A 23159-nucleotide genomic window follows, 5' to 3' on the forward strand; every position below is an offset into this window, starting at 1 on the left:
CAAGGCCGTCCTGCCTTAAACACTACTCAAGCTTTCGGGCGCATCCACTAGGATCGGGAGCAAGCGATGCTGTCTGGATGGCGCGAAGTCACGGCCCGCCGGCCGTGGCGGATTTCGGCGAAGCTGCTGATCATCTCGTCGGTGGTGACGGTGATCGGCTTCTCCGCCATTTGCGTCAACGTGATGCTGGACATGCGCCGCGGCGAGGAGGCGCTCGCCCGCCAGACGCTGGAGAATTTGGCGACGACCATCGAGTCCGACGTCAGCCGCAACATCGAGATTTATGACCTGTCGCTGAAGGCGGTCGCCGCCAACATGCTGCTGCCCGAGCTTGCGACGGTCTCGAAGCCGATCCGTCATCTGATCCTGTTCGACCATGCGACCACCGCGAGGCATTTCGGCGCCATCCGGGTGTTCAATGCCGAGGGCCGGCTGACCATCGACGCCTCCACCCTCGACCCGCTGCCGGAGGTCAAGAGCGAGGAAGATTACTTCAGGGTTCATCGCGACAGTCCGGACATCGGGCTCTTCATCAGCCGTCCCATGCTGTTTCGCGGCGCCTATTCCATCGTGCTGAGCCGGCGGGTCAGCGATACCGACGGCGGCTTCATGGGCGTCGTCGCCGGCTCGATCCGATTCAGCTATTTCCACGAATTGTTCGAGCGGCTGAACCTCGACCCCGACGACAGCATCACCGTGCTGAAGCGCGACCGCACCATCATGATGCGGCGGCCGTTCGATCTCGACGTCATCGGCAAGAATCTCGCATCGCAGGGGAGCTGGAAGGCCGACAATCTCAAGGCCGGCGGGTCCTATGCCGGCCAGGGTCCGGTAGACGCGACGCCGCGGCTCTATTCCCGGAGCGGCGACAGCGGGCCGCTGTTCGTGGTGGCGGGCAAGCCGCTGACCGCCGTGTTCGAGCTCTGGCAGAGGGAAGCCTATCGCATCGGCGCCGTGGTCCTGGCGCTGATCCTGTTCATGCTGGCCTCGACGCTGGTTCTCGCGCGCGAGATCGGCCGACGCGCCGAGGCCGAGCACAAGCTCGAGGAGATGGCGACGACGGACGCGCTCACCGGCCTGAAGAACCGCCGCAAGTTCGATTCCGTCATCGACGTCGAATGGCGCCGCGCGATGCGCCAGAAGGCGCCGGTCGCGCTGTTGATGATCGATGCCGATCACTTCAAGGCTTACAATGATACGTTCGGCCACCAGGCCGGCGACCAGGTGCTGGTCGGCATCGCCATCTGCATTTCCGACTCGGTGAGCCGCGCCGGCGACTGCGCGGCGCGCTATGGCGGCGAAGAATTCGCCGTACTGCTGCCGAACATTTCGGCCACGGATGCCTTCAAGATCGCCGAGACGATCCGGCTCAAGGTGCAGGGCTGGTCCGACGATCAGGCGAGCACAACGGTCTCCTGCGGCATCGCCAGCCTCGTTCCCAGTGCCGGCATGGACTGGCCCGTCCTGGTCGCCGCCGCCGACAAGGCGCTCTATGCCGCCAAGGCCGGTGGGCGCAACCAGTCGGTGGTCGCGAGCTTGCCGCAGTTGTCGCTGGTGGCGTGAGGGATTCGTCTGGATGTCATTCCGGGGCGGCTCGAAGAGCCGAGCCCGGAATCTCGAGCTTCCGGGTTCGATGCTACGCATCGCCCCGGAATGACGTCAAAGGTGAGGTCAGGTCCCCAGATACTTCTTCATCTCCGCGATCAGCCCATCGCGCAGCTCCGGGCGCGTCATGCCGTAGGCGATGTTGGCGCGGAGGAAGCCGGGCTTGGAGCCGCAATCGTGACGCTCGCCCTCGAACTCGACGCCATAGAATTTCTGGGCCTTGGCAAGACCGATCATGGCGTCGGTGAGCTGGATCTCGCCGCCGGCACCGCGCTCCTGGGTTTCCAGGATCTTGAAGATCTCGGGCTGGAGGATATAGCGACCGGTGATCGAGAGATTTGATGGCGCGGTGCCCTTGGCCGGCTTTTCGACCATGCCGTCGACCTCGAACATCTTGCCGTTGCGCTTTCCGACCCCGCAGATGCCGTATTGATGCGTCAGGTGATCGGGCACCGCCTCGACCGCGACCAGATTGGATTTCTCGCCGAGCGACGATGCCATATCGATCATCTGCTTCAGGCAACCGGGCGTGTTGAGCACGAGCTCGTCCGGCAGCACGACTGCAAACGGCTCGTTGCCGACGATGTCGCGCGCGCACCAGACCGCGTGACCGAGGCCGAGCGGCGCCTGCTGGCGCGTGAAGCTCACGGCGCCAGCGTCCGGCTGGTTCTGCGCCAGGATCTCCTGCTCGGCCGTCTTGCCGCGCGCCTGCAGCGTCGCGTCGAGCTCGAACATCCGGTCGAAATGATCTTCGATGACGTTCTTGTTGCGGCCTGTGACGAAGATGAAGTGCTCGATGCCGGCCTCCTTCGCCTCGTCATAGACGTACTGGATCAGCGGCTTGTCGACGATGGTCAGCATTTCCTTCGGCATCGCCTTGGTGGCGGGCAGGACGCGGGTGCCGAGACCGGCGACGGGGAATACGGCTTTGCGAATTTTCATGGGATCGATCGAATACCTGAGGACGTGAACACAGCAATGGCAACTTGCTAGCCTGTTTGCAGCCGCCAACAAAGGCGGATGTGGGGCCTCGCCCCGACAGAGTTAAGAAAAAGGCCGTCACCAAAATTTCACCTTTGTTAAGCTATTGGCAACGCCTACCAGGCCTCCTGATGGCGGAATTTCAGGCCGATGGGTGGGACATGATGCAATCAGTGGCACGACTGGCAGGACGGACTGGGTCCGTGACCGGCGCGACGATGATTGCGGCGGCTTTGCTGCTGCCTGCATGCGCGCACGCCCAGGCGCAGAACGGCCTATCGAACCTGTTCGGCGGCATCTTCTCCGGCCCGAACGCGGCGCCGTCGCAAGCCTCACCCGTCCCCGGCAGCGCACAAACTGGAGCTCAACCTTGGAGCGGCGAGGACGGCGCCTCCGGCCATCCGCTGATGACGGCCGCTGCGATCCGCGAGGCCGCGGGCAATTTCAACAATTGTGTCGCCGCGATGTGGCCGGATGCCGCACGGCGCAGCATCACGCAGGAGAACTTCCAGCGCTTCACCGCAGGCCTCAGCCCCGATTTGCGCATCATGGATCTGATGGACTCGCAGCCGGAGTTCACCAAATCGATCTGGGACTACCTCGACATTCTCGTGAACGACAACCGCCTCGCCAAGGGCCGCGAGATCCTCGCCACATACAAGGCGCAGTTCGACGCCACTGAAAAGGCCACTGGCGTCGACCGCTACATCATCGCCGCGATCTGGGGCATCGAGTCCAATTACTCGACGCAGATGGGCGACCGCAGCGTGCTGCAATCGACCGCGACGCTCGCCTGCATCGGCCGCCGCCAAACCTATTTCAAGGACGAATTCCTCTCCGCGCTGGAGATCCTCAACCGCGGCGATCTCAGGCCTGAGCAGCTGCGCGGCTCCTGGGCTGGCGCCTTCGGCCCGACCCAGTTCATGCCGACCGCATTCAAGCGCTTTGCCGTCGACGGCGACGGCGACGGGCGGCGCGACGTCGTCGACAATCCGTCCGACCTGATCGCGTCGACCGCCAACAATCTGAAGAAGGACGGCTGGCAGGCCGGCCAGACCTGGGGCTACGAGGTCGTGGTGCCGCAAGGCTTCAACTACATGCTGGCCGACCGCGCCAAGGCGATGACGATCGCCCAATGGGAGAAGCTCGGGCTGAAGCGCCCGAACAACCAGCCCTTCCCGCATCCGGCCGAGAAGGCTTATCTGCTCGCGCCGGCCGGCGCGCAAGGACCAGGCTTCCTGATGCTGCAGAATTACCGCGTCATCATGAAGTACAATCCGGCTGAGGCCTATGCGCTGGCGATCGGGCATTTCGCCGACCGCTTGCGCGGCGGGGGCCCCTTCGTGCAGCCCTGGCCGCGGCAGGAACGGGAGCTGTCGCGCACCGAGCGGCTGGAACTGCAGCAGCTGCTGGCCCAGCGCGGCTTCTACAAGGGCACCCCGGATGGCCAGTTCGGCGGCCAGACCCGGGAAGCCCTGCGCAATTTCCAGGCCTCGATCGGCGTGCCCGCCGATGGTTTTGCCTCCTCCGACGTGCTCGACCGGCTGCGCGGCAGGTAAAATCGCGCCGAAAGTAACCCTGAACAGGGATTTTGGCAGGCAGCCTTGACCGGGGCGGCTGTTCCCCGGTGTATGGCAGAAGATTCTGCGACAGAATCTGCCCGTTTGGCGCCTGATTCCGTTATTATATTCGAGCCACTTCCAATCCCGTTGCGCTGCCCGAGATCGCATGTCGAAGAAGTCCCTGTTCAAGGCGCTGACCGAGACCGGCCCGCTGATCGCGCTGGGGACGGCGCTTGCGATCCTGGTGTCGGTCGCGGCCCCGGCCTCGGCGCAATTCTTCAACTTCCCCGGCTTCGGCGGCCCGCCACAGCGCGCGGCGCCACCGCCACCACGTGGTGGAGGTGGCGGCGGCTGGTTCGGCGGCGACTTCTTCGCACCATTCCAGCAACAACAGCCGCAGGCGCCGCGCCAGGATTTTTCGCGCGCGCCGGCGCCGGCCAAGCGCGACACCATCCCCGACAAGAACGTGCTGGTGATCGGTGACGCCATGGCCGACTGGCTCGCCTATGGCCTCGAGGACGCCTACGCCGAGCAGCCCGACATGGGCGTGATCCGCAAGCACAAGACCACCTCGGGCCTGATCAAGTACCAGCCGAAGGGCGAGCCCGCGGATTGGGCGGCTGCGGCGAAGGGGATCCTGGAGACCGAGAAGCCCGAAATCATCGTGGTCATGCTTGGTCTCAACGACCGCATCGCGATCCGCGAGCCTGTGGCCGACAAGTCGGACAAGGCCTCTGACAAGGACAAGAAGAACGACAAGGGCGCGCGCGGCAAGCCACCGGGCAAGCCCGGCGAGGCCAAGCCCGACACCGCTGCCAAGCCTGAGGACAAACCCGCCGCGGATACTGACCTGCCGCAGGATGACGCCGACAACGCCGATACGCCGGCAGCCGCTGCGCCGGAGAAGACGGCGCGCAACCCGAATGGTCTCTACGAATTCCGCGACGAGCGCTGGGTCGAGCTCTACGGCAAGAAAATCGAGGAACTGGCCAACGTGCTCAAGGCCAAGGGCGTGCCGGTGCTCTGGGTCGGTCTTCCCGCCATCCGCGGGCAAAAGGGTACGGCGGACATGCTGTTCCTGGACTCGCTCTACCGTGAAGGCGCGGCCAAGGCCGGCATCACCTATGTCGACGTCTGGGACGGCTTTGTCGACGAGGCCGGCCGCTTCCTTCAGAAGGGCCCGGACTTCGAAGGCCAGATTCGTCAGCTCCGCAGTTCTGACGGCGTCTATTTCACAAAACCCGGCGCGCGCAAGCTCGCGCACTATGTCGAGCGCGAGATCACGCGCCTGCTTGCGGGCCGCTCCGGTCCGATCGCACTGCCGAGCGAGCCGGCGACGCCCGACACCAGCGCCGAGCCGGGCAAGCCCGCGCCGCGGCCGCTGGCCGGACCGATCGTGCCGCTGGTCGCGGCCTCGATCTCGACCGATCAATTGCTGGGCGGGCCAGGCTCGCGTCCAGCCGCGGTCGATGCACTCGCTGCGAAGACGATGGTGAAAGGCGAGCCGCTGAGCGCCCCCGCCGGGCGCGCCGACGACTATGCCTGGCCGCGCCGCGAAGTCGGACGCGAGCAGGCCAAGGGCGATACGCCGATGGCGACGACGACGCCTGACGGCAGCGCTGCTCAGGGTTCACCGGGTGCGGCCGCCGCGATCGCGCCGCCAAAGCTCGCGCCGAAGAAGCCGCAACAGCTTCAGCTTCCGCCGCAGCAGCCGGCACAGGCAGCGCCGTCATTCCGGGATTTCTTCGGCTTTGGCTCTCCGCAGCCACCGCGTCAACTGGCGCCAGCCCCAGGCCCCCGCAATCCGAATCCGGCGATCCCGCGGCCGCCGGGTAATGTCGGGCGCGCGGCGGAAGCGATCCGGTAAATCGTATCTCTGATTTGACTCGTCATTCCGGGCGTGCAAAGCGCGCGCCCCGGATGACGGGTCTAGCTGTTAGCCCTAATAGCGCCAGCGCGGCGGCGGACGGCGGGCGGGGCGCGACATCAGAAGCGCGAGTGCGAAGCCGATGCCGGCCGCGGTCAGCAGCGCGCCGAGCGGGTTGTCCTGCACCTTGCGGGCGATGGCTTGCGTGCCGTCGCGGAACGTATCGCCGCTGGCCTCATAGGCATCCTTGGCGTAGCTGGAGGCGGTATCCGCAGCTTCGCGCGCCGCGTCCTTCGCCTGGCCGTACAGGTTCTGCACCGTGCCTGCGGCTTCCCGTGCCTTGCCTGAGGCCTGCGTTTTTGCATCGCCCGCCATCTCGCCCACGGTGCCTTCCACGCCGCCTGCCATTTCCTTGGCTGATCCAATGATCCGATCCGCGTCCATGATAATCCTCCTCGGTGATCAGCCGAAGTAACCGATCAGAAGCAGCGCGGTTCCTTGCCATGGCCTACAGAATGAGGCCGCCATCGACGACCAGCGTCTGGCCCACGATGTAGGACGACAGCGGCGAAGCCAGGAACAGCGCCGCGCCCGCCATGTCGGCCGGCGTGCCCAATCGCCGCAGCGGGATGCGCGCGAGCGCGCCTTCGAGTCGCTTGGGATTGTCGGTGGTCACCTTCGTCATCTTGGTGTCGACCAGACCGGGCGCGATGCCGTTGACGCGGATGCCGTCCTCAGCCCAGGCTTCGCCCAGCGTACGTGTCAATCCGACAGCGCCCGTCTTCGAGGCGTTGTAGGCGGGATTGCCCATAGTGGAATGATAGGCCGCGGTCGAGGACACCACGATCAGCGCGCCCTTCGCATCCCGCAGCATGGAATGAAACCGCGTGGCGCAGGCCATCAGGCTCATCAGGTTGACCTCCACGACCTTGCGGAAGCCGGCCATCTCGAATTCGCCGCGGCGATAGAGCACCGCGCCTTGCGCGAGCACCAGGATGTCGAGCCGCTCGAAGCATGGCTTGAACGCCTCGATCGCGCCGGCATTGCTGACGTCGAGCTGCGCGTAGGCGAGGCCGGTGAGATCAGAGCCTTCCTCAATCGAATAATCCTCGGGCCGAGCACGCGTGCCGCAGACGGCGACATGCGCACCCCTGGCGCGAAAAGCTTGCGCAATGCCGTTGCCGATGCCGCTGGAACCGCCGACCACCAGCACCTGCCTGCTTGAGAAATCGAGCTCGTTTGCCATCGCGGCCTCCCGTTTGTTTTTGCTTGTTTGACCTGTCTGCGGATCGATGCCAGCCTTGTCAATCATAACAAGAACAAGCAGGGCGCGAGGAAGCAGCATGTCCGAATTCAAACAGCTCAGCCGGTCTGTAAAGGGCCTGACCGTCCTCGTCACCGGCGCGGCCAGCGGCATGGGACGTGCCACCGCGCGCGTGTTCGCCACCGAAGGTGCGAACGTTGCCGTGACCGATTATGATGAGCAAGGCGCACATGCGGTTGCCAAGGAAATCGCGGCAAGCGGCGGAGCAGCGAGGGCGTGGAAGCTCGACGTTGCCGATGGCGGCGAGATCAAGCGCGTGGTCGGCGATGTCGCGGCGCATTTCGGTGGGCTCGACATCGTCGTCAACAATGCCGGCATCTCAGTGCGGGTTGCGATCGACGACGAGGCCTATGAGGACGCATGGGCCAAGGGCCTCGCCGTGATGCTGACGGCGCATCCGCGCGTGATCCGCGCCGCGCTGCCGCATTTGCGCAAGTCGAAGTGCCCGCGCATCCTCAACATCGCCTCGACCGAGGCGCTCGGCGCCACTGCCCTGCACAGCCCCTATTCGGCGGCAAAGGGCGGCGTTGCGAGCCTCACCCGTTCTCTGGCGGTGGAGCTCGGCCGCGAGGGCATCACCGTCAACTGCATCTGTCCCGGCCCGATCCGCACGGCCATCACCGATCGCATCTCGGAGGAGCACAAGACCATCTATGCCAAGCGCCGCACTGCACTCGGCCGTTATGGCGAGCCTGAAGAGGTCGCGCATGTGACGCTCAGCCTGTGCCTGCCGGCCGCCTCCTTCATCACCGGCGCGGTGATCCCGGTCGACGGCGGCCTGATGGCCCGGAACGCGTAAGAGCCATGCGCGCGGCGCGTTGACATCGCCGGGCGCGGGAGGCATTTTTTTCCACAAACAGAGCGGGAAAACTGCTCAGAGATGCGGGAGAAATCGCCATGACGATCGCCATCCGGCAGCTTCAGAAGCATTTTGTCGGCGAGGTTTCGGGCCTCGATTTGCGCAAGCCACTCACGGCGGATGAGGCGCGCGAAGTCGAGGCCGCGATGGACAAATATGCGGTGCTGGTGTTCCACGATCAGGACATCACCGACGAGCAGCAGATGGCGTTCGCGCTGAATTTCGGCCAGCGCGAGGATGCGCGCGGCGGCACCGTCACCAAGGAGAAGGACTATCGGCTGCAATCCGGCCTGAACGATGTCAGCAATCTCGGCAAGGACGGCAAGCCGCTGGCGAAAGACAGCCGCGCGCATCTGTTCAATCTCGGCAACTGCCTCTGGCATTCCGACAGCTCGTTCCGTCCCATCCCCGCAAAATTCTCGCTGCTGTCCGCGCGCGTGGTGAACCCGAAGGGTGGCAACACCGAATTCGCCGATATGCGCGCGGCCTATGACGCACTCGACGACGAGACCAAGGTTGAGATCGAGGACCTCGTCTGCGAGCACTCGCTGATGTATTCGCGCGGCTCGCTCGGCTTCACCGAATATACCGACGAAGAGAAGGAGATGTTCAAGCCGGTGCTGCAACGTCTGGTGCGCACGCACCCGGTGCATCGCCGCAAGTCGCTGTATCTGTCATCGCATGCCGGCAAGGTCGTCGGCATGAGCGTGCCGGAGGGCCGTCTATTGCTGCGCGATCTCACCGAGCACGCGACGCAAGCAGAGTTCGTCTATGTCCACAAATGGAGGCTGCATGACCTCGTGATGTGGGACAACCGCCAGACCATGCACCGCGTCCGCCGCTACGACCAGTCGCAACCGCGCGACATGCGCCGGGCAACGGTGGCGGGCACCGAGCCGACGGTGCAGCAGCAGGCGGCGGAGTAGCGCCTCATTCACGATACGTGGTCATCGCCCGGCTTGCTCCGGGCGATCCAGTACTCCGAGACGGTTGTATCGCGCCGATAGGCTGCCGCGTACTGCATGCCCCCGATCAAGCCGGGGCATGACAGCGAGGGTGACGTACGACACCGGACGACGGCCAACAACTACGCGTGCCCGGCCTCGTTGGAGAGCATGCCGGGATCAATGCCGATTTTCTGCAAAGCGCGGTTGTATTTGTCATCGACGTCGTCGCCGAAGATCAGATCCGCGTCCGCGTCGCAATGCAGCCAGCCGTTGCTCTGGATCTCGGTTTCGAGCTGGCCCGGCGCCCAGCCGGCATAGCCGAGCGCGAGGATGGCGTGCTTGGGGCCGGAGCCGTTGGCGATCGCACGCAGGATGTCGACGGTCGCGGTGAGGCAGACGCCGTCGTCGATCCGCAGCGTCGCGTTCTCGATGTAGAAGTCGCTGGAATGCAGCACGAAGCCACGGCCGGTGTCGACCGGCCCGCCGCGCAGCACCTTCATGCTTTCGGCATTTTCCGGCAGCTTGATGTGCTCGCCCTTTTTGACGATGCCGAGCTGCATCAGGAGCTCGGGGAAATCGATGGAGCCCGCGGGATGATTGACAATGATTCCCATCGCGCCCTCGGCGGAATGGGCGCAGAGATAGATCACGGAGCGCTCGAAACGGGGATCGCCCATCACGGGCATTGCAATCAGGAGCCGGCCGTCGAGATAACCGGCCGAATTGGGCAGCGCGGGGCCTGCGCTGCGGGTGCTGTCGCCCGTCCTCTTGCCTGTAGGAGCCATGGTGAAGCACTCCGGTTTCAATTCCTATCCTGATGTCGGGCCCGGCCGCTGTCAAATCAAGGCTTGCAGAGACCTGGTCCAGATGCATCCATCACAAGCAATTCAATGGTTTGCCCTAGGGCGCCCCTGTAAAGACGTGCCATGACCAGCATAGTTCCCCTGCGTGCGGCGATTGGCGTCGCGACAACCCTGATCGCAGCGTCGCTGGCATCCGCAGCCCGTGCCGACGACGCTTCGCCGTGGCAGCGCGACGGACATTCCGCAGTGCGGCTGGTTGCGGGCTCGCGCAGCGGCGCTGTCCTGCTTGGCGGTATCGCGTTCCAGCTCCAACCGGGATGGAAGACCTACTGGCGCGTGCCCGGCGACTCCGGCGTTCCGCCGCGGTTCGACTTCTCCAAGTCGGACAATGTCGAAGCGGTGACCGTGATGTGGCCGGCGCCGCTGAAGTTCGACGACGGCGCGGGCGGCCATTCGATCGGCTATCGCGACCAGATCGTGCTGCCCCTGCGCATCGTCGCCAAGGCCGCCGACAAGCCAGTGACCTTGCGCGCCGAGATTAACTATGCGGTGTGCGAGAAGCTCTGCATTCCCGTCGAAACCCGCGCCGAACTCGGCTTCAACAGCGTCGCCTCGACCGAGGACGCCAATCTGCGCGCGGCGCTCGACACCGTGCCCAAGCCGGCCAATATCGGCGATCCCAATCCGCTTACCATCCGCGACGTCAAGCGCGAGGGCAACAAAGTGGTCGTCGACGTGGTCGCGCCGGCGGACGCGCGCAACGTCAATCTGTTCGTGGAAGGGCCGACGCCCGATTGGGCGCTGCCGATTCCGAGCCCGGTCCATCACAGCCCGCCGGACGTGAAGCGATTTTCCTTCGAGCTCGACGGGCTGCCGCCGGGCGCCAAGCCCGACGGTGCGGCGCTGAAGTTCACGCTGGTGGGACCGGACAAGTCATACGAGTTCAATACGAACTTGGAGTAGCGTCGTCCCAATCCGAGCCGTGGTCCGGGACAAGCGCAGCGAATCGGAGCGCGGACCCACTACCTCAGGAGTAGTGGTGGCGCGAACTCGTTGCCCGAGCCTTCGCTCCAACTTCTCCCTGGGGCAACGGATCCTGGCCTTCGCCTGGCCTTCCGGGACGACGTTGCGGTTTCTACAGCACGCCCACCCAACCGAATCTTAACGAGTGGTTGCTAATTCCCGGGCCTGCCGCAGTATGCGGGCGGGGAACTCGAATTGGCCGTGATGGATGCACAACCCGCAACGACCGGACCAGCCGGGTTGATCGCGCGGCTGCGCGGCAGGCTGACGGGCGGCTCGAGCGAGGCCTCGCTGACGCGGCGGCTGGCCGCGACCATCTTCGTCATCCGCGTCATCAGTGCAGGCCTCGCCTATGTCTCGCAGATCCTGCTCGCGCGTTGGATGGGCACGTCCGACTACGGCATCTATGTCTATGTCTGGACCTGGGTGCTGCTGCTCGGCAGCATGATGGATTTCGGCATTTCCGCTTCCGCGCAAAAGATCATTCCGGAGTACCGCGCCAGCGGCGCGCATGCGTTGCTGCGCGGCTTTCTCTCCGGCAGCCGCTGGCTCACCTTTGCCGTCTCCGCTCTGGTGTCGCTCGGCCTTGCCGGCATCGTCAGGCTGCTGTCACCCTGGATCGATCCGGCCGAGGTGCTGCCGCTCTATATCGGCTGCATGACGCTGCCGGCCTTCGTCGTCGCCAACACCCAGGACGGCATCGCGCGCTCGCACGACTGGATGCAGCTCGGCCTGATGCCGCAATTCATCATCCGCCAGGCGCTGATCATCGGCATCACGGCATGCGCTTTCCTGCTCGGCTATCATCTCGGCGCAGTCGCGGCGATGGTCGCGAGCCTAGGTGCGGTGTGGATCGCGATGGCCGGGCAGATGCTGGTGCTGAACCGCAAGCTCGCCGATCACATCGAACCGGGCCCCAAGGCCTACGACATCGGCGGCTGGCTGGCGGTCTCGCTGCCGATCCTGCTGGTCGAGAGCTTCTACCTGCTGCTGTCCTACACCGACGTGCTGGTGCTGCAGCAGTTCCGCCCCTCCGACGAGGTCGGCGTCTATTTCGCGGTGGTGAAGACGCTGGCGCTGGTTTCCTTCATCCACTACGCGATGTCGGCAACGACCGCGCATCGCTTCGCCGAGTTCAACGCAAGCGGCGACAAGGCGCGGCTGTCTGCCTATGTGGCGCACGCCATCAGCTGGACATTCTGGCCGTCGCTGGCGGCGACCATCCTGCTGCTTGCGTTCGGCAAGCCGCTGCTCTGGCTGTTCGGGCCGCAATTCACCGTTGGCTACGATCTCATGTTCGTCGCCGCGATCGGGCTGGTGGTGCGCTCTGCAATCGGGCCGGTGGAGCGGCTGCTCAACATGCTGGGCCAGCAGAAGATCTGCGCGCTCGCTTATGCGCTGGCTTTCGTCATGAACGTCGTGCTCTGCATCGCGCTGGTACCGCGCTACGGCAGCCACGGCGCCGCCGCAGCGACCTCGATCTCGCTCACCTTCGAGACGGTGCTCCTGTTCTGGATCGTGCGGCAGCGCCTCGGCCTGCACGTGCTGGCGTTTGGCAAATAGGGGACGCGCGACCCTACTCCTGGGGAACGGCACGTTCGCAGCATGCCTCGGAACGAAGCGAAATTCCTACCGATTTGCCGTCCGCAGCATGATTTTTCTTATTGGACCCAGGTAGTTGCATGCGGGAGGAATTTCATTCTACGTCATGTTGCTCAACCGACGAGATCGACCTAAGATTCCCCGGACATGTTTGATCCACTCTACGTCGCCTCTGGATTCGGCGTCGGCTTGCTCGTCGGCATGACCGGCGTTGGCGGCGGTTCGTTGATGACGCCGCTGCTGATCCTGCTGTTCGGCATTCATCCCTCCACGGCGGTCGGGACCGACCTGCTCTATGCCGCCGCCACCAAGACCGGCGGCAGCCTGGTGCATGGCTGGTCGCGTAGCGTGCACTGGCCGGCGGTGCTGCGACTCGCCTGCGGCAGCATTCCTGCGAGCGCCGTGACGCTGCTGGTGCTGTGGAAGCTCGACCTCAGAAGCGATTCCGAGCGTAGCCTCGTCAATCTCGTGCTGTGCTTCGCGCTGATCCTGACTGCGACGTCGCTGATCTTCCGCAAGGCCATCATGGATCGCTACCGCAAACGCCTCGAGCAGGTCGACGAGCGCACCACCGCGATCGCGACCGTGATCACCGGAATCGTACTCGGCGTGCTGGTCTCGATCTCGTCGGTCGGCGCCGGCGCAGTCGGCGTCACTGTGCTCCTGCTGCTCTATCCGCGCCTGCCGATGGCGAGCATCGTCGGCTCCGACATCGCCCATGCGGTGCCGCTGACGCTGGTTGCCGGCATCGGGCACTGGGCGCTCGGTGACGTCGACTGGGCGCTGATGGGCGTGCTGCTGCTGGGCTCGCTGCCCGGCATCATCGTCGGCAGTTTTAGCGCAACGCGCGTGCCCGAGACGGTGCTGCGCCTGACGCTGGCGAGCGTGCTGTTCGTGGTCGCCGGCAAGATCATGTTCGCGGAGCTGAACTTGTCATCGGCGATCGTGACGGCCCTAGCGTGGACGCATTAAACCAGAGACCGCGCCCCACTCTCACTGTCGTCGCCCGGCTTGAACGGGCGATCCAGTATTCCGAGAAAGCTGTGATTGAATGGATAAGCCGCGGCGTACTGGATGCCCCGGCCAAGCCGGGGCATGACAGCGAGCTAGCTGAACCGACGCGAACTACTCCGCGGTCCAGCCGCCGTCGATCGACAGATTGCTGCCGGTGATCTGCGCGGCATCGTCGCTGCACAGGAACAGGGCGAGCGCGGCAACCTGCTCGGAGGTGACGAACTCCTTGGTCGGCTGCGCATCGAGCAGCACGTCGTTGATGACCTGCTCGCGCGTCAGATTGCGCGCCTTCATCGTGTCGGGGATCTGCTTCTCCACCAGCGGCGTCCAGACATAGCCCGGGCTGATGCAGTTGCAGGTGATCTTGTGGGTCGCGAGCTCCAGCGCCACGGTTTTGGTGAGACCGGCGATGCCGTGCTTGGCCGACACGTAAGCCGATTTGAAGGGCGAGGCGACGAGTGAGTGTGCCGACGCCGTGTTGATGATGCGGCCCCAGCCCTTCTTCTTCATGCCGGGCACGGCGGCGCGAATGGCATGGAAGGCCGACGACAGGTTGATGGCGATGATCTGGTCCCACTTCTCGAGCGGAAACTCCTCGATCGGCGAGACGAACTGGATGCCGGCATTGTTGACGAGAATGTCGACCGAGCCAAACGTCTTCTCGCCGAGCGCGATCATCCCGGCGATCTCGGCGGGCTTGGTCATGTCGGCCGGCGAGTAGATCGCCTTGACCTTGAACTCGGACTCGATCTTGGTGCGCTCCTTCTCGATATCCTCGGGCGAGCCGAAGCCGTTGATGACCACGTTGGCGCCGGCGGCGGCGAAGGCGCGTGCGTAAGCGAGCCCGATGCCGCTGGTCGATCCGGTCACAACGGCGTTCTTGCCTGACAGACTACCCATTCTATTCGCTCCTTTTTGCCGGGGGTGCGGTGACGTCCCCCGTGAGATCGTAGGTCACCATGGTCTCGCCGGACTGCGGCTTCTCGAGCCAATCCTTGTGGCGCATCGACAGATGCACGTCGCGCACCCCGGCTTCCCAATGCTCGACCATGGCGACATGCGAGAAGTCGTAGTCCTTGGACGAGGATTCGTAGTTCTTGCTGCGATAGATCAGATGCACCACCGTGACGGTGCTTTCGCGCGACGCTTTCGCGAGGAATTCGACGGAAGGATCGTTCTTCAGGTAATCCGGCAACTTGCTGATGAGATCTCGCACCGCCCTGCGGGCGTTGTGCAGCTGCTTGTTCTTGTCGGTGTTCATCCGCGTGCGGCTGGAATAGCGGATGTCTTTCTCGCGCTCGGCGGCCTCGAGCAGCGAGGTGGGCAGATCGCCGCGCGCGGAAAACAGGTCGACCTGGAAGATCAGCATGTCGCGGTCGACCTCGGCATCGAGCACGTAGTCGAGCGGCGTGTTGGAGGCGATGCCGCCGTCCCAGTAATGCTCGCCGTCGATCACGACGGACGGAAAGCCCGGCGGCAGCGCACCGGAGGCCATGATGTGCTCGGGTCCGATGGTCTTGCCGAGCTTCTTGAACGCGTAATTGTCGAAATATTTGAAGTTGCCGGAGGTGACGCCGACCGCGCCGACGGACAAGCGCGTCTTCAGATCGTTGATGCGATCGAAATCGACCAGACGCTCCAGCGTCTTCTTGAGCGGCGCGGTGTCGTAATAGCTTTCCGCCTCGGGGTGCCCCGGTGGCCAGAGCGGCGCCGGCGGCACGCGGGGTACGAAGAAGCCGGGCACACCGAAGGTCGCGATCAGCGCTGCGCTCGTCGAGTTGAACAGCTCGCGGCTGCGATCGCTCTTGCCGATCGGCTTCCACGGCACCGGCGCCGACACCATCTCCCAGAATTCCTTCAACCGCTTGACGCGGGTGTGGCCCTCATTGCCGGCGATGATCGCTGCGTTGATAGCACCGATCGAGATGCCGGCAACCCATTCCGGCTCGAAGCCGTAGCCGCATAGCGCCTGGCAGGCGCCGGCCTGATACGAGCCGAGCGCGCCACCGCCCTGGAGAACCAGGACGCGTTGCGCATTCGCGGGGATGCTGGCGGTATCAGGACGATGATCTGTCATGAGGGAACATTAGCAAAAGGCAAGCCACCGTGGCGACACTCCGCCGCGGCGTCAATGCATCCAGGATCAAGTCTGGCTTATCGAGGGTCCGCCGAAGCCAAGATCATGGTCCAGAACACCTTGTACTTGGTGCCGGGAGCATAGCCCGCTGCGATGCCAAGTTTTGTGACACCGCTTTTGAGCATGTTGGCGCGGTGGGGTGGCGAGTCGCGCCAGCCGGAAAACGCTTCGGCCAGCGTATGATAACCGGCCGAGACGTTCTCGACGGCCACGGTCGCAGGATAGCCGCCGGCGGCGAGCCGTTTGGCGAGCGGCGCGCGAACGTCGTGGTCCATCTTGTTGGCGGCCGCCATAGCCTGGGACTGGGATTCGGCGAGCCGCATCAGATCGGAATCGATCACGACGGTGCCGAGCCCGTTGTTCTGGCGGTATTGCGAGATCATCACGGCGGCGGCCTGCGCATCGAGCTTGGCGCCCGGGACAGCCATGTCAGTATACATGGACGGCTGCTGGACCAGCGCTTCGTTGCCGGCGCAGCCGGCTAGAAGCAAAGTGATGGATATTGCGGCCGCAGCGCGCATGAATCAGGCCCCCAAATGAGGGGCCGTTGTTGCATATCAACCGTGGCTGAAAGGTGAATTTTGGGGAAAATTTGACCCGACGAGTCGGCTCAGGCGCCCGCAAATATGCGGTAGCGGCGCGGCTCCAGCCCAATCGTGTCGCCGGCGCGCAGTTCCTTGTCACGGGGGGCATCGATCTCGATGGTCTCGCCACCTGATAGCGCGACCTCGGCGCGCTGCACGGGACCGAAATTGCGGACATGCCGAACCGCGCCCTCGAAGGCGCCGCTGCCGGGCGGGCCGACCAGCATGTCGTGTCGCCGCACGAACAGTTTTGACGCGCCAGGCGCAAGCCCGTCCGCGGCAAGCCGCAGCGGCCGGTCGCCCAGCCTGATCAGGCCGCCCTCGACCTGGATCGGCAGCTCGATGGATTCGCCGATGAAGCCGTGGACGAAGGCGGTCGCCGGGCTTTCATAGACGTCGTCGGGCGAGCCGATCTGCTCGATTCTGCCCTTGTCCATCACAACGACGCGGTTGGCGACTTCCAGCGCCTCTTCCTGGTCATGGGTGACGAAGATCGAGGTGACGTTGATCTCATGATGCAGTGAGCGCAGCCATCGGCGCAGCTCCTTGCGCACCTTGGCATCGAGCGCGCCGAAGGGTTCATCGAGCAGCAGGATGCGCGGCTCGATCGCGAGCGCGCGGGCGAGCGCGATGCGCTGGCGCTGACCGCCGGAGAGTTGGCTCGGATAGCGGTCGGCAAGCCAGTCGAGCTGCACGAGATCGAGCAGCTCCTTCACCCGCGTACGGATCGCGGCCTCGTCCTTGCGAATCGCGCGCGGCTGCACGCGCAGGCCGAAGGCGACGTTCTCGAACACCGTCATGTGGCGGAACAGCGCATAGTGCTGGAACACGAAGCCGACATGCCGTTCGCGCGCGCCCTGCGCCAGCGCGTCCTCGCCGTTGAAGGAGACGTCGCCCGCATCGGGCCAGTCGAGGCCGGCGATGATCCGCAGCAGCGTGGTCTTGCCGGAGCCGGACGGGCCGAGCAGCGCCAGCAGCTCGCCGTTGTCGACCTTAAGATCGACGCCGTCGAGAGCTTTAAAGCTGCCGAACTTCTTGACGAGATTCTTGACTTCAATGGTCACGGGGCTCGTGTCCTTCGTCCAGGTGACGTTCGAGAACAGCTTTTGCGATCAGCGTGATCAGCGCCAGCATCGCCAGCAGCGAGGCGATCGCAAACGCGGCGACGAACTGGTACTCGTTGTAGAGGATCTCGACCAACAGCGGCATGGTGTTGGTCTCGCCGCGGATATGTCCGGACACGACCGAGACGGCGCCGAACTCGCCCATCGCGCGGGCGTTGCAGAGCAGGACGCCGTAGAGCACGCCCCATTTGATGTTGGGCAGCGTGACCCGGAAAAAGGCTTGCAGACCCGAGGCGCCGAGCGAGATCGCGGCCTCCTCCTCCTGCGTGCCCTGCTCCTGCATCAGGGGGATCAGTGCGCGCGCCACGAATGGGAAGGTCACGAAGGTGGTGGCGAGCGCAATGCCGGGCACCGCGAACAGGATCTGGATGTCGTGCTCACGCAGCCAGCTGCCGAAATAGCCCTGCGCGCCGAACAGCAGCACGAAGACGAGGCCCGAGATCACCGGGCTGACGGAGAACGGCAGGTCGATCAGCGTAATCAGAAAGGTCTTGGCCTTGAAGTCGAACTTGGCGATGGCCCAGGCGGCGACGAGGCCGAACACGAGATTGAGGCCCACTGAAATCGCGGCCACCAGCAGCGTCAGCCTGATCGCAGCCAGCGCTTCCGGTTCGGCGAGCGCAGTGAGATAGGCCATGACGCCCTTCGAGAGCGCCTGTGCGAACACCACGACCAACGGCAGCACGACGAAGACGGTGAGGAAGATCATCGCCAGCGCAATGATGGTGATGCGCACCGTCTGTGGCTCGGTGCGAAGGCTGTCGCGCGCGGCAGCCGCATGCGCACGTGCCTTGGCGTCGGGGGCCGGGAGAGAGACCGAATCTGCAATCTGCATCGTCATGGTCGGCCCTTAGCGCTCCGGAATCCGGCTCTGTGCCCAGCGCTGGAGCCGGTTCACAGCGAAGATGATGACGAAGGAGACGACGAGCATGACCACCGCGATCGCAGTCGCATCGGCGTAGCGGAATTCGGACAGCCGGATCACGATCAAGAGCGGCGCGATCTCGGAGATGTTAGGCAGATTGCCGGCGATGAAGATCACCGAGCCGTATTCGCCGACCGCACGCGCGAAGGCGAGCGCAAGGCCGGTGAGCAGCGCCGGTGCGAGTGACGGCAGGATCACGCGGATGATGGTCTGCCAGCGGCTTGCGCCCAGACTGCCCGCGGCCTCCTCGATCTCGGGGTCGAGATCCTGGAGCACCGGCTGCACCGTGCGCACCACGAAGGGAATGCCGATGAAGATCATGGCGACGAAGATGCCGACCGGCGTGAATGCGACCTTGATGCCGAGCGCCGCGAGCGGGCCACCGAGCCAGCTCTTCTCGGCGAACAGCGCGGTCAACGCGACGCCGGCGACCGCAGTCGGCAGCGCGAAGGGCACGTCGACAATCGCATCGAACAGCCGCCGGCCGGGAAAGCGGTAGCGCACCAGCGCCCAGACGATGATGCTGCCCATCACGAGATTGACGGAGGCAGCCGCGAAGGCGAGGCCGAAGGAGACGCGGAGCGCGTTCAGCGTGCGGCGACTGGAAAGGATATTCCAGAACTGTTCCGGGCTCAGCTCGAGCGACCTCAGGAACAGGCCGGCGAGCGGAATCAGGATGATGACGGAGAGCCAGGAAAGCGTCAGCCCCATGGTGAGACCGAAGCCCGGCAATGTCCGGCGTCTTGCTGCGAGTGCGCTCACCAGGCCCCCCTGCTAAAAGCCTCCTAAGACGGCGCTCGATCAGTTCTTGTAGATCTGATCAAAGACGCCGCCGTCGGCAAAATGTTCCCGCTGCGCCTTGGTCCAGCCGCCAAAGACGTCGTCGATCGTGAACAGCTCGACCTTGGCGAAGGCACTTTCGTGCTTCTTGGCGATCTCGGCATCGCGCGGGCGGTAGAAATTGCGCGCGGCGATCTCCTGCCCCTCTTTGGTATACCAATACTGGAGATAGGCGTCGGCGGCGTTGCGCGTGCCTTTTTTATCGGCAACTTTGTCGACGATGGCGACCGGCGGCTCGGCGAGGATCGATTGCGGCGGCGCCACGATCTCGAACTTGTTCGCGCCGAACTCCTTCAGCGCGAGAAACGCCTCGTTCTCCCAGGCGAGCAGCACGTCCCCGACGCCACGCTCGACGAACGTCACGGTGGCGCCGCGTGCGCCGGTATCGAGCACCGGCACCTGCTGATAGAGCTTTCCGATGAAGTCCTTGGCCTTGTCGGCCGAGCCGAACTTTTTCTGCGCAAAGCCCCACGCTGCGAGGTAATTCCAGCGCGCGCCCCCTGATGTCTTCGGGTTCGGCGTGATCACGGCGACGCCCGGTTTGATCAAATCGTCCCAGTCCTTGATGCCCTTGGGATTGCCCTTGCGCACCAGGAAGACGATGGTCGAGGTGTAGGGTGATGAATTTTGCGGCAGCCGCTTCTGCCAATCGGCTGCGGTGAGGCCTTTGGCGGCGATCGCGTCGATGTCATAGGCGAGCGCGAGCGTCACCACATCGGCTTGCAATCCGTCGATCACCGCGCGCGCCTGCGAACCGCTGCCGCCATGCGACTGCTTGATCTCGACGCTCTTGCCGGTTTCCTTCTGATAGGCGGTCGCGAACGCCTTGTTGAACTCGACATAGAGCTCACGCGTCGGATCGTATGACACGTTCAGCAGATTGATGTCAGCGGCGAGAGCCGAGCTTGCCCAGAAGAGTCCTGCAGCGAGCGGAACGATACGGCGCATCATCTCCATCTCCATTCACTTCGGCGACGTCGGTGTCAGCGAAGGCGTGCAGGCATAACTCGGGTCGAAACGCTCTTAAGTCAACGGAACCGGATTTTCTTGTTCACAGCGTGGCAGCGTAACCGTGCTACGAAGTCTCCATCGTGTGAATGCCGCATTCTGTCTTGGCCCGGCCGCGCCAGCGGCCGGCGCGTACATCCTCGCCTTCGGCCGTTCTGCTGGTGCAAGGCATACACCCAACCGACAGGAAACCGGAGGCGACGAGAGGGTGACGCGGCAATTTGGCGCGGACGAACATCGCCTCGAGTTCCTCGCGCGAGACGTTGGCAAAGGGATTGAACTTCAATCGGGCGCCATCGTTCTCGACGACCGGAATGTCGGCCCGCGCATTGCCCTGGAAACGCTTGCGGCCGTTGAGCCAGGCATCGAACGGTTTCAGCGCACGCGCCAGCGGCTCGACTTTACGGATGCGGCAGCACGCGTCGGGATCGGAGAACCAGAGGTCGCGGTCGGGATCCTCGCGCGACAGCGTCTCCTCGGCGGGCTGGACCGAACGGACGTCCTTCAGGCCCAGCGTCGCGATCAAGGTGTCGCGATAAGCGAGCGTCTCCTCGAACAACCAGCCGGTGTCGAGAAAGATCACCGGGATCGCCGGATCGACGTCCGCCATTACTTTCAGCAGCGTCGCCGATTCCGTACCGAAGGAAGATACCAGGGCGAGCTTGTTGCGCCCGACCGCCTTCAGCGCCGCAGCGATAACCTCTGCGGGCGAGGCATCGCGCAAGCTCCGATCGAGCTCGTCCGCCGAGGGCAGCGCAGAGATGGATGAAACCTGAGGCGCGATCGCGTTCACGTGCCGACACCTTCGGAATGGCGCAACTGCATGCGCCGATGCAGGGCCGTGATGCGGCCGTCGCCGGTCGGCTGGTAGAACACCGAATAGCGCTTGGCGGTCTGCATGAACGCTTCCGCGTCGGCCTGCTTCTTGACCTCGAAGGCGTCGAAACCGGCGCGCAGCATGAACACGAACTGATCGCGCAGCACCTGGCCGGTGGCGCGCAATTCGCCGCGGTAGTTGTAACGCTCGCGCAGCAACCGGGCCTGGCTGTAGGCGCGTCCGTCACGGAAAGTCGGAAACACCAGCGCGACCGTGGCGACCTTGCTGAGATAGGGCACGAGTTCGGCGATGTCGCGATTGTTCGGCCAGATCACGCCGACCTTGCCGGCGCGCTTGAGCAAGCCTTCCGCTTCACCGAGGAAACGCTCGGCCGGCACCAGGATATCGCCGCTCTCGGGCAGCGGGGTATCGACGGCGAGCTTGGCGAAGCCGTCGTCGACGATCTTTCCGCCGTTAACGAGTGGCATAGACGCGCTCCTTGAAGGGTTCGACGCCGAGGCGTCTCACCGTGTCCATGAATAGCTCTTCGGGCCGTTCGCGCAGCGCCAGGTAAGCTTCCACGATGTCCTCGACGACGTCGGCGACCTCGTCGAACTTCACCCCGGGGCCGATCAGGGTGCCCAGCGCTGCGTTCTCGTCGGCGCGGCCGCCGATGGTGATCTGATAGACCTCCTCGCCATTCTTCTCGACGCCGAGAATGCCGATGTGGCCGACATGGTGATGGCCGCAGGCATTGATGCAGCCGGAGATGTTGATGTGGAGACGGCCGATCAGGTTGGCGAGCTCGTGATTGGCAAACCGGCGCGTCAGCTCCTGCGCGATCGGGATCGAGCGCGCATTCGCCAGCGAGCAATAGTCGAGGCCCGGGCAAGCGATGATGTCGGTGATCAGATTGACGTTGGGCGTCGCAAGCCCGAGCTTGTCGAGCGCCTTCCAGAGTGCCGGCAGGTCGCGCTTGGCAACGTGCGGCAGCGCAAGGTTCTGCTCGTGGCCGACACGGATCTCGCCGAAGGAATATTTGTCGGCGAGGTCGGCCAGCGCGTCCATCTGCTCGGCGGTGGCATCACCCGGAGGCCCACCGATCGGCTTCAGCGAGATCGTGACGATCGAGTAACCCTGCACCTTGTGCGGGGCCACCGAGTTCTTGCGCCACGCCTCGAAATCCGGATCGGCCGCGGCCTGGCGCAGCTCGTCAGGCATGTGCGGCAGCTTCTCGTAAGCCGGGTAGGTGAAGCGCGAGCGGATGTCCTCGATCACCTCGTCGTCGATCTGGAGCGAGGAGTTGCGGATGTGCTGCCACTCGTCCTCGACCTCGCGGGAGAACTTTTCGATGCCGAGCTCGTGCACCAGGATCTTGATGCGCGCCTTGTAGATGTTGTCGCGGCGGCCGTACTGGTTGTAGACGCGTAGGATCGCCTCGATGTAGCTGAGGATGTCGCGGCCATGCACGAAGTGCTTGATGGTCTTGGCGATGAAAGGCGTGCGGCCGAGGCCACCGCCGACCAGAACCTCGAAGCCGGTCTCGCCCTTCTCGTTCTTGATCAGCCTCAGGCCGATGTCGTGAATCTTGATCGCCGCGCGGTCGTGGTCGGACGCGGTAATCGCGATCTTGAACTTGCGCGGCAGGAACGAGAATTCCGGATGCAGCGTGGTGTGCTGGCGGATCAGCTCCGACCAGATACGGGGATCCTCGATCTCACCGGGCGCGACGCCGGCCCACTGGTCCGAGGTGACGTTGCGCATGTTGTTGCCGGAAGTCTGCATCGCATGGATGCCGACCTTGGCGAGGTCGGCCAGCGCATCCGGCAGCTCGGCGAGCTTGATCCAGTTGAACTGGATGTTCTGCCGCGTGGTGAAATGGCCGTAGCCGCGATCGTATTTGCGCGCGACATGGGCGAGTGCCCGCAGCTGGTTCGTCGCCAGCGTGCCGTAGGGAATCGCGACCCGGAACATGTAGGCGTGCAGTTGCAGGTAGACGCCGTTCTGGAGCCGCAGGATCTTGAACTCGTCCTCAGTGAGCTCGCCGGACAGGCGCCGCTTCACCTGGTCGCGGAACTCCGAGACGCGCTCATTGACGAGCGTGCGATCGATTTCGTCGTAAGCATACATAAGAGAG

General features: G+C 64.4%; 22 protein-coding genes. 8 read left to right on the forward strand and 14 right to left on the reverse strand.

The annotated features are described in order from the left end of the window. Positions 1–66: 66 nt before the first annotated feature. Positions 67–1563 carry a diguanylate cyclase gene (locus tag IVB12_RS30480; protein ID WP_247304719.1) on the forward strand — a complete coding sequence of 499 codons (1497 nt, stop codon included), beginning with the start codon at positions 67–69 and terminating at the stop codon, positions 1561–1563. Positions 1564–1671: 108 nt separating this feature from the next. Here the strand turns inward: IVB12_RS30480 and galU are convergent, their stop codons facing one another. Continuing rightward, positions 1672–2547 (reverse strand): UTP--glucose-1-phosphate uridylyltransferase GalU, encoded by an 876-nt coding sequence (galU, locus tag IVB12_RS30485; RefSeq protein WP_247304721.1) that lies wholly within the window; start codon positions 2545–2547, stop codon positions 1672–1674. Positions 2548–2747: 200 nt separating this feature from the next. Here galU and IVB12_RS30490 point away from each other — a divergent pair, with 200 nt between their 5' ends. Together IVB12_RS30490 and IVB12_RS30495 are read left to right on the forward strand one after the other, a co-directional pair. After that, complete coding sequence (locus IVB12_RS30490) at positions 2748–4145, forward strand: lytic murein transglycosylase (RefSeq protein ID WP_247304917.1); 1398 nt, start codon at positions 2748–2750, stop codon at positions 4143–4145. A gap of 169 nt (positions 4146–4314) precedes the next feature. Beyond that, on the forward strand, positions 4315–6015 hold the full coding sequence (locus IVB12_RS30495) for an SGNH family hydrolase (RefSeq protein WP_247304723.1): 1701 nt from the start codon (positions 4315–4317) through the stop codon (positions 6013–6015). Positions 6016–6090: 75 nt separating this feature from the next. On the opposite strand, the gene IVB12_RS30500 is transcribed toward IVB12_RS30495, so the two are convergent. Together IVB12_RS30500 and IVB12_RS30505 are read right to left on the reverse strand one after the other, a co-directional pair. Further along, positions 6091–6459 (reverse strand): CsbD family protein, encoded by a 369-nt coding sequence (locus IVB12_RS30500; RefSeq protein WP_247277787.1) that lies wholly within the window; start codon positions 6457–6459, stop codon positions 6091–6093. A 64-nt stretch (positions 6460–6523) separates the two neighbouring features. Further along, positions 6524–7261, reverse strand: a complete 738-nt coding sequence (locus IVB12_RS30505) for an SDR family oxidoreductase (protein WP_247304726.1) — start codon at positions 7259–7261, stop codon at positions 6524–6526. A gap of 97 nt (positions 7262–7358) precedes the next feature. Between IVB12_RS30505 and IVB12_RS30510 the strand changes: the two genes are divergently transcribed. Together IVB12_RS30510 and IVB12_RS30515 are read left to right on the forward strand one after the other, a co-directional pair. After that, a complete protein-coding gene (locus tag IVB12_RS30510) occupies positions 7359–8138 on the forward strand; it encodes an SDR family NAD(P)-dependent oxidoreductase (protein WP_247304729.1) in 780 nt (259 codons plus the stop codon). Between the two features lie 98 nt (positions 8139–8236). Beyond that, positions 8237–9124, forward strand: coding sequence for a TauD/TfdA family dioxygenase (locus tag IVB12_RS30515; protein WP_247304732.1), 888 nt, complete (start codon positions 8237–8239; stop codon positions 9122–9124). Between the two features lie 161 nt (positions 9125–9285). On the opposite strand, the gene IVB12_RS30520 is transcribed toward IVB12_RS30515, so the two are convergent. Next, a complete protein-coding gene (locus tag IVB12_RS30520; RefSeq protein WP_247304735.1) occupies positions 9286–9930 on the reverse strand; it encodes a YqgE/AlgH family protein in 645 nt (214 codons plus the stop codon). A gap of 141 nt (positions 9931–10071) precedes the next feature. Here IVB12_RS30520 and IVB12_RS30525 point away from each other — a divergent pair, with 141 nt between their 5' ends. The 3 genes from IVB12_RS30525 (at position 10072) to IVB12_RS30535 (ending at position 13545) form a co-directional block, all read left to right on the forward strand. Further along, the gene (locus tag IVB12_RS30525; RefSeq protein WP_247304738.1) at positions 10072–10911 is read left to right on the forward strand and encodes a protein-disulfide reductase DsbD domain-containing protein; all 840 of its coding nucleotides are present in this window, start codon (positions 10072–10074) and stop codon (positions 10909–10911) included. A 255-nt stretch (positions 10912–11166) separates the two neighbouring features. Then, complete coding sequence (locus tag IVB12_RS30530; protein WP_247304741.1) at positions 11167–12534, forward strand: flippase; 1368 nt, start codon at positions 11167–11169, stop codon at positions 12532–12534. Between the two features lie 186 nt (positions 12535–12720). Further along, positions 12721–13545 carry a sulfite exporter TauE/SafE family protein gene (locus tag IVB12_RS30535; RefSeq protein WP_247304743.1) on the forward strand — a complete coding sequence of 275 codons (825 nt, stop codon included), beginning with the start codon at positions 12721–12723 and terminating at the stop codon, positions 13543–13545. 153 nt (positions 13546–13698) lie between these two features. On the opposite strand, the gene IVB12_RS30540 is transcribed toward IVB12_RS30535, so the two are convergent. The 10 genes from IVB12_RS30540 to IVB12_RS30585 form a co-directional block, all read right to left on the reverse strand. Continuing rightward, a complete protein-coding gene (locus IVB12_RS30540; RefSeq protein WP_247304747.1) occupies positions 13699–14487 on the reverse strand; it encodes a 3-hydroxybutyrate dehydrogenase in 789 nt (262 codons plus the stop codon). Between the two features lies 1 nt (position 14488). After that, a complete protein-coding gene (locus IVB12_RS30545) occupies positions 14489–15664 on the reverse strand; it encodes a DUF3734 domain-containing protein (RefSeq protein ID WP_247304748.1) in 1176 nt (391 codons plus the stop codon). A gap of 77 nt (positions 15665–15741) precedes the next feature. Then, entirely contained in the window at positions 15742–16245 is a 504-nt protein-coding gene (locus tag IVB12_RS30550) for a CAP domain-containing protein (protein ID WP_247304750.1), read from the reverse strand. A gap of 89 nt (positions 16246–16334) precedes the next feature. After that, positions 16335–17372 carry a sulfate ABC transporter ATP-binding protein gene (locus IVB12_RS30555; protein WP_247304753.1) on the reverse strand — a complete coding sequence of 346 codons (1038 nt, stop codon included), beginning with the start codon at positions 17370–17372 and terminating at the stop codon, positions 16335–16337. Beyond that, complete coding sequence (cysW, locus tag IVB12_RS30560; protein ID WP_247304756.1) at positions 17362–18273, reverse strand: sulfate ABC transporter permease subunit CysW; 912 nt, start codon at positions 18271–18273, stop codon at positions 17362–17364. Before cysW ends, IVB12_RS30555 begins: the two co-directional genes overlap by 11 nt. A 9-nt stretch (positions 18274–18282) precedes the next feature. Beyond that, on the reverse strand, positions 18283–19119 hold the full coding sequence (gene cysT / locus IVB12_RS30565) for a sulfate ABC transporter permease subunit CysT (RefSeq protein WP_346658530.1): 837 nt from the start codon (positions 19117–19119) through the stop codon (positions 18283–18285). Positions 19120–19158: 39 nt separating this feature from the next. Next, a complete protein-coding gene (locus IVB12_RS30570) occupies positions 19159–20148 on the reverse strand; it encodes a sulfate ABC transporter substrate-binding protein (protein ID WP_247304759.1) in 990 nt (329 codons plus the stop codon). Between the two features lie 124 nt (positions 20149–20272). Further along, on the reverse strand, positions 20273–20998 hold the full coding sequence (locus IVB12_RS30575; RefSeq protein WP_247304762.1) for a phosphoadenylyl-sulfate reductase: 726 nt from the start codon (positions 20996–20998) through the stop codon (positions 20273–20275). Then, positions 20995–21510, reverse strand: a complete 516-nt coding sequence (locus IVB12_RS30580) for a DUF934 domain-containing protein (RefSeq protein WP_247304764.1) — start codon at positions 21508–21510, stop codon at positions 20995–20997. The genes IVB12_RS30575 and IVB12_RS30580 overlap by 4 nt, the downstream gene beginning before the upstream one ends. Beyond that, positions 21497–23152 (reverse strand): nitrite/sulfite reductase, encoded by a 1656-nt coding sequence (locus IVB12_RS30585; RefSeq protein WP_247304767.1) that lies wholly within the window; start codon positions 23150–23152, stop codon positions 21497–21499. Before IVB12_RS30585 ends, IVB12_RS30580 begins: the two co-directional genes overlap by 14 nt. Positions 23153–23159 lie beyond the last annotated feature (7 nt).

The sequence above is a fragment of the Bradyrhizobium sp. 179 genome (assembly GCF_023073535.1).
GTDB lineage: Bacteria > Pseudomonadota > Alphaproteobacteria > Rhizobiales > Xanthobacteraceae > Bradyrhizobium.